We start from the raw sequence: 4,582 nt of genomic DNA on the forward strand, positions 1-4,582 counted from the left end.
CCGCTGGGCTGGTTCCCGGCCGGCGGCGGGCACCACTGCGCGTCGCCGGAGCTGGCGGCGGCCTGCCGACTCGCGCTGTCCGTGGGGATGTTCGCGACGCTGCTGACCCTGTGAGGCGTGCGTCACGTGTGCCCGCGGGCGGTTCCGGGCGGGGAGGCGCGGGTTCTAGGCTGACGGCATGGTGATCGCCATCACGCTGCTCGTGCTCGGCGGGCTGACCGCGGCCACGGCGCCGCGCGTGCTGGCCCGTGTGTCGTGGCCGGACCGGGAGCCGGTGCTGGCCCTGTGGGTGTGGCAGTGCGTGGTCGCGGCGGTGCTGCTGTGCTGCGTGCTGGCCATGGCGCTGACCGGCGCCGCCGCCTGGCACGAGGTGCGCGGCCAGGTCTTCGGCCCCGCGCCGAGCCAGGTGGTCGAGGCGTACGGGTTGCAGTTCGGCGGGCGGCGGTGGGCCGCCGCGGTGGCGGTGCTGCTGGCCTCCGGCGGTGTCTGGACGGCCCTGATGCTCACCCGCGAGGTGCGGGCGGCGCGTTCGGCGCGGCGCCGCAAGCGGGCCGAGCTGCTGTCGCGCTCGCCGAGGCTGCCGTGGGAGGCGGCGGACGCGGGCGACCGGCTGATCGTGCTGGAGGACGAGCGGCCCGACGCGTGGCTGCTGGGCGGGCCCTCGCCGCGTCTGGTGATCACCACCGCTGCGCTGCGCCGGCTCAACCGGCGGCAGCTCGACGCCGTCATCGCCCACGAGCAGGGGCACGCGCGGGCCCGGCCCCACGGGCTGCTGCACTGCTCGGGCGCGCTGGCCAACGGCTTCCCCCGGGTGCCGGTGTTCGCCGCGTTCCGGCATCAGGTGCACCGGCTGGTGGAGCTGGCCGCCGACGACGTCGCCTCCCGCCGCTTCGGCCGGCTGACCACCGCCCTGGCGCTGGTCGGGCTCAACGAGGACCGCGGCGTCTTCGCCTGCGACGCCCACCACGCGCACGTGCCGCCCCGGGTGCACCGGCTGCTGACCCCGGCGGCGCGGCTGTCCGTCCCGCGCCGGCTGCGGCTGACCGCCGCCGCCACGCTGGTGCCCGCCGTGCCGCTGCTGGTGACCTTCGCGCCCGGTCTGACGGCCCTCGGCCGCTGAATCCACCCCGCGCCCGCTCCGCCCGGCAGGCCGCGTCCGGCGGCCACGACGGTATCGGACGGTCCCCCGCGCCGCCCGATACCGTCGTGGCCGCCGGGCAGGTCCGCTCCGGCCGGACGGCTGTCCGGTGTCCCGCTGAGTATATTGACTGGGAGCCAGTCAACGGGAGTCCAGCATGTCGCCTCGCAGCGCTTCGGTCAATGAAGAAATGCGCCGACGCTCTCGGCAGAGGTTGCTCGAGGCCACCGTCGAGCTCGTCGCCGAGCGCGGCTTCGACGCGACGACGCTGGGGGACATCGCCGACCGGGCCGGCTCCGCCCGCGGCCTGATCTCGTACTACTTCCCCGGCAAGCGGCAGCTCCTCCAGTCCGCCGTGCACCGGCTGATGCACCTGACGCTCGCCGAGGCGCTGGACCGGCCGCCGCGTCCGACGGGGCCGGAGGCCGGGGCGGAGCTGCTGGCGCGGGCGATCGACGCGATCCTCGGCCTGGCGCGGGACCGGCCGACGCTGATGCGGGCGCACATGGCGGGGCTGCTCCAGCAGGAGGGGTTCATCCAGTGCGTCGAGCAGCAGCGGCTGGCGGCCGTGCTGCGGGAGACGATGGCGCGTTACGGGTCGCCCGATCCGGAGGCGGACTACACGTTGCTGCGGGCGCTGCTGATGGGCGCGGTGGTGGCGCAGCTCCTGCCGGGGGCGCCGATGCCGCCGGGTCGGCTGCGCAGGGAGCTGTTCACGCGGTACGGGCTGCCGTGGGAGTGCGGCACCCCGCCGGAGGAGCCGTCCGGCGGGGCACCGCTTCCGCTCGCGGCCCCTCAGCGGTAGACGGGCTGGGTCTGCGCGTTCAGTTCGTCGAGGCGGACGGCGCGGGCGCTGTTGGTGCGCGGGTCGTCGATCCGCAGGACGTCGAAGCCGGCCTGGTCGTTCGAGTAGATGTGGCCGTTGTAGTAGTAGGCGGACCAGGAGCCGCCGAAGGTGAGGGCGTCGGCGGAGACCGGGCCGCGCTCGAAGTAGCCGATCTCGCGCGGGTGTTCGGAGTCGGTGAAGTCCCAGACGGAGACGCCGCCCTGGTACCACGCCTGCACCATGATGTCGCGTCCGGCGGCGGGGATCAGCGAGCCGTTGTGGGCGACGCAGTTCTCGGTGTCCGCCTGGTGGCGGGGGATCTTGTAGTAGCTCTGGAACTCCAGTCGCCGGTCGTCGCCGTGGCCGGTGATGTGGTAGATGCCGTTGGCGCCGAACTCGTCGCCGGTGGCCTCGTCGCACGTGGCGGTCACGCCGCCGCCGAGTTCGTCGGTGAAGACGACCTTGTCGCCGTCCTGGCTGAAGGTGGCCGAGTGCCAGAACGCGAAGTTGTCGGTGTCCCGGACCTGGTCGATGACGACCGGGGCGGCCGGGTCGGAGATGTCGAACAGGACGCCGTCGCCCATGCAGGCGCCCGCGGCGAGGTCCTGTCGCTGGAAGACGGTGATGTCGTGGCAGCCGGTGGTGGCGGAGCTGTCCGTGTCGCCCGCGAAGCCGCCGTCGGGGAAGACGACCTCGAAGGAGGAGAGCGCGGCGCTCCCGGGGTCGGCGCGCGGCACCTCGACGACGGAGATGCCGTCGTGCGGGGGTTGGCAGTCCGGGTGGGCGCTGTTCGGGCCGTAGGAGGAGACGTAGACGTACACGGTCCGGCGTTCGGGCACCAGGGTGTGGGTGTGCGATCCGCAGGGGGTCTCCACGGCGCCGACGTACCGGGGGTCGCGCACGTCGCTGATGTCGAAGACGCGGATGCCCTCCCAGGACTCCTTCTCGGTCTCGGGCAGGGGGGCGCTCCCGCAGGAGTCGTCGGCGCGCGGGTAGTCGACGGAGAGGAACAGCAGGTCCTCGGAGACGGAGATGTCGCCCTGGCCGCCGGGGCACAGGACCTGGGTGACGATCTCGGGCGAGGAGGGGCGGCTGATGTCGTAGACGACGAAGCCGTCGTAGTTCCCGGCGAAGGCGTAGTCGCCCTGGAAGGCCAGGTCGCTGTTGAGCCCGGCGAGGGCGGCCGAGTGCGGGACGGTGGCCAGCGGCGTGACGTTGTCGCTGTGGGCGATCTCGTCGACGCCGGGTATGGCGCCGCTGTCGATCGCGGCCTGGGTCGCGGCGCGGTCGGCCGCGGAGAGGGGCTCGCCGGCGCCGGGGGCGGGTTCGCCCGGCTCGGGGGCGGCCATCGCCGGGCCGGTCAGGCAGGCGGCGGCCAGCAGACCGGCTGCGAACGCGAACGCGCCGAGCCGCCTGCGGCGTCGAGGTGGGCTGTGCAACGATGTCACCGCGTCCTCCATCGAATTCCGTTGTGTCCGTGGGGCGTTGCGAATGCGGATCCCCTCAGTATCAGCCCTCCCATGTACATATCAAAGTAGGTAATACTTCTGACTCCCGGACAGAAGGCCGCGCCTCACCGAGGAGGAACGTTGAGGGATCGCCGCCGCAGCACCGCCCTCGCCCGCACCGCCCGCTGGTCGTCCGCCGCCCTGCTCGTCCTCGCGTCGGCGGGCGGCTGCACCGGCGCGTCCGGGCCGGAGGCGGACCCCGGCGCCGGGGCGGGGACCACGCCGCCCGTCGTCGTGCCCGGCGCGCCGGGCGAGGAGAACGGGACCCTGCCGCCGGGCGAGCCCGCCGACCCCGCGGCGCGGGACGGCGAACCGACCGCCGCCGACTTCGCGTTCGCGCGGATGATGATCGAGCACCACGAACAGGCGCTGGTGATGACGGACCTGGCCGCGCTCCACGCCGAGGACGAGGCGGTGGTGAGCCTGGCGGAGCGCGTCGCGGCGGAACAGGGCCCGGAGATCGACGCGATGAACGCCTGGCTGGTCCGCAACGCGGGCGCCCCCGCGGACGACGGCGGACACGGCACCCACGCCCCGGACGACATGCCGGGGATGGCGACCGGGGAACAGTTGGCGGAGCTGTCGGCCGCCCGCAGCGCGGCGTTCGACGCGCTCTTCCTGGACCTGATGATCGCCCACCACGAGGGCGCCCTGACGATGGCCTCGGAGGCGCTGGCGGGCGGCGGCGACATGACGGTGCGGCAGATGGCCGACGACATGATCGCGGCCCAGTCGGTGGAGATCGCCCGGATGCGGGAGTTGCTCTGACGGCGCGCTAGCGGCGGGCGTGGCGGGGGGAGAGGTAGCCCTTGTCGCGGGCGGCGGCGATCAGTTTGAGGGAGCGGCGGCGGCTGCGGCCGGTGGCGCCCATGACGGCGAGCACGGGGTCGGTGCCCGCGCGCTGCGCGGCCAGGTACGCCTCGGCAGCGGCGCGGCGGCAGTCCCGGCCGCCGGGGCGCCGGCGGCCCGCCCGCGGCCGCGCTGCCGCTGCCTCTGGCGCCGGCTCCGGGTCGCTTCCCGGCCCGGCCGGGCCCGCGCCGCTGGCGCGCCGCCGCGTCGTGGTCTGGGCGGCCCCCCGCCGCCACTTTCGGCCCCGTCTTCCCCTGCCCG

5 protein-coding genes are annotated in these 4,582 nt (G+C 74.7%); 3 read left to right on the forward strand and 2 right to left on the reverse strand.

Translation table 11 applies throughout. The features are described from left to right. Window positions 1-178: 178 nt before the first annotated feature. Both BN2279_RS07310 and BN2279_RS07315 read left to right on the forward strand, forming a co-directional pair. Window positions 179-1,120, forward strand: coding sequence for a M56 family metallopeptidase (locus BN2279_RS07310; RefSeq protein WP_059007657.1), 942 nt, complete (start codon window positions 179-181; stop codon window positions 1,118-1,120). A gap of 175 nt (window positions 1,121-1,295) precedes the next feature. Then, window positions 1,296-1,943, forward strand: a complete 648-nt coding sequence (locus tag BN2279_RS07315; protein ID WP_059007659.1) for a TetR/AcrR family transcriptional regulator — start codon at window positions 1,296-1,298, stop codon at window positions 1,941-1,943. On the opposite strand, the gene BN2279_RS07320 is transcribed toward BN2279_RS07315, so the two are convergent. Next, complete coding sequence (locus tag BN2279_RS07320; RefSeq protein ID WP_059007662.1) at window positions 1,934-3,412, reverse strand: LVIVD repeat-containing protein; 1,479 nt, start codon at window positions 3,410-3,412, stop codon at window positions 1,934-1,936. The two genes, BN2279_RS07315 and BN2279_RS07320, sit on opposite strands and share 10 nt — an antisense overlap. Window positions 3,413-3,553: 141 nt before the next feature. Here BN2279_RS07320 and BN2279_RS07325 point away from each other — a divergent pair, with 141 nt between their 5' ends. After that, window positions 3,554-4,240, forward strand: coding sequence for a DUF305 domain-containing protein (locus tag BN2279_RS07325; protein ID WP_059007660.1), 687 nt, complete (start codon window positions 3,554-3,556; stop codon window positions 4,238-4,240). Between the two features lie 7 nt (window positions 4,241-4,247). Here the strand turns inward: BN2279_RS07325 and BN2279_RS30360 are convergent. Then, window positions 4,248-4,582 (reverse strand): DUF6214 family protein (locus BN2279_RS30360; protein ID WP_234347560.1); only part of this gene is annotated, 335 nt, incomplete at its 5' end.

This window comes from Streptomyces specialis (genome assembly GCF_001493375.1).
Classification (GTDB): domain Bacteria; phylum Actinomycetota; class Actinomycetes; order Streptomycetales; family Streptomycetaceae; genus Streptomyces; species Streptomyces specialis.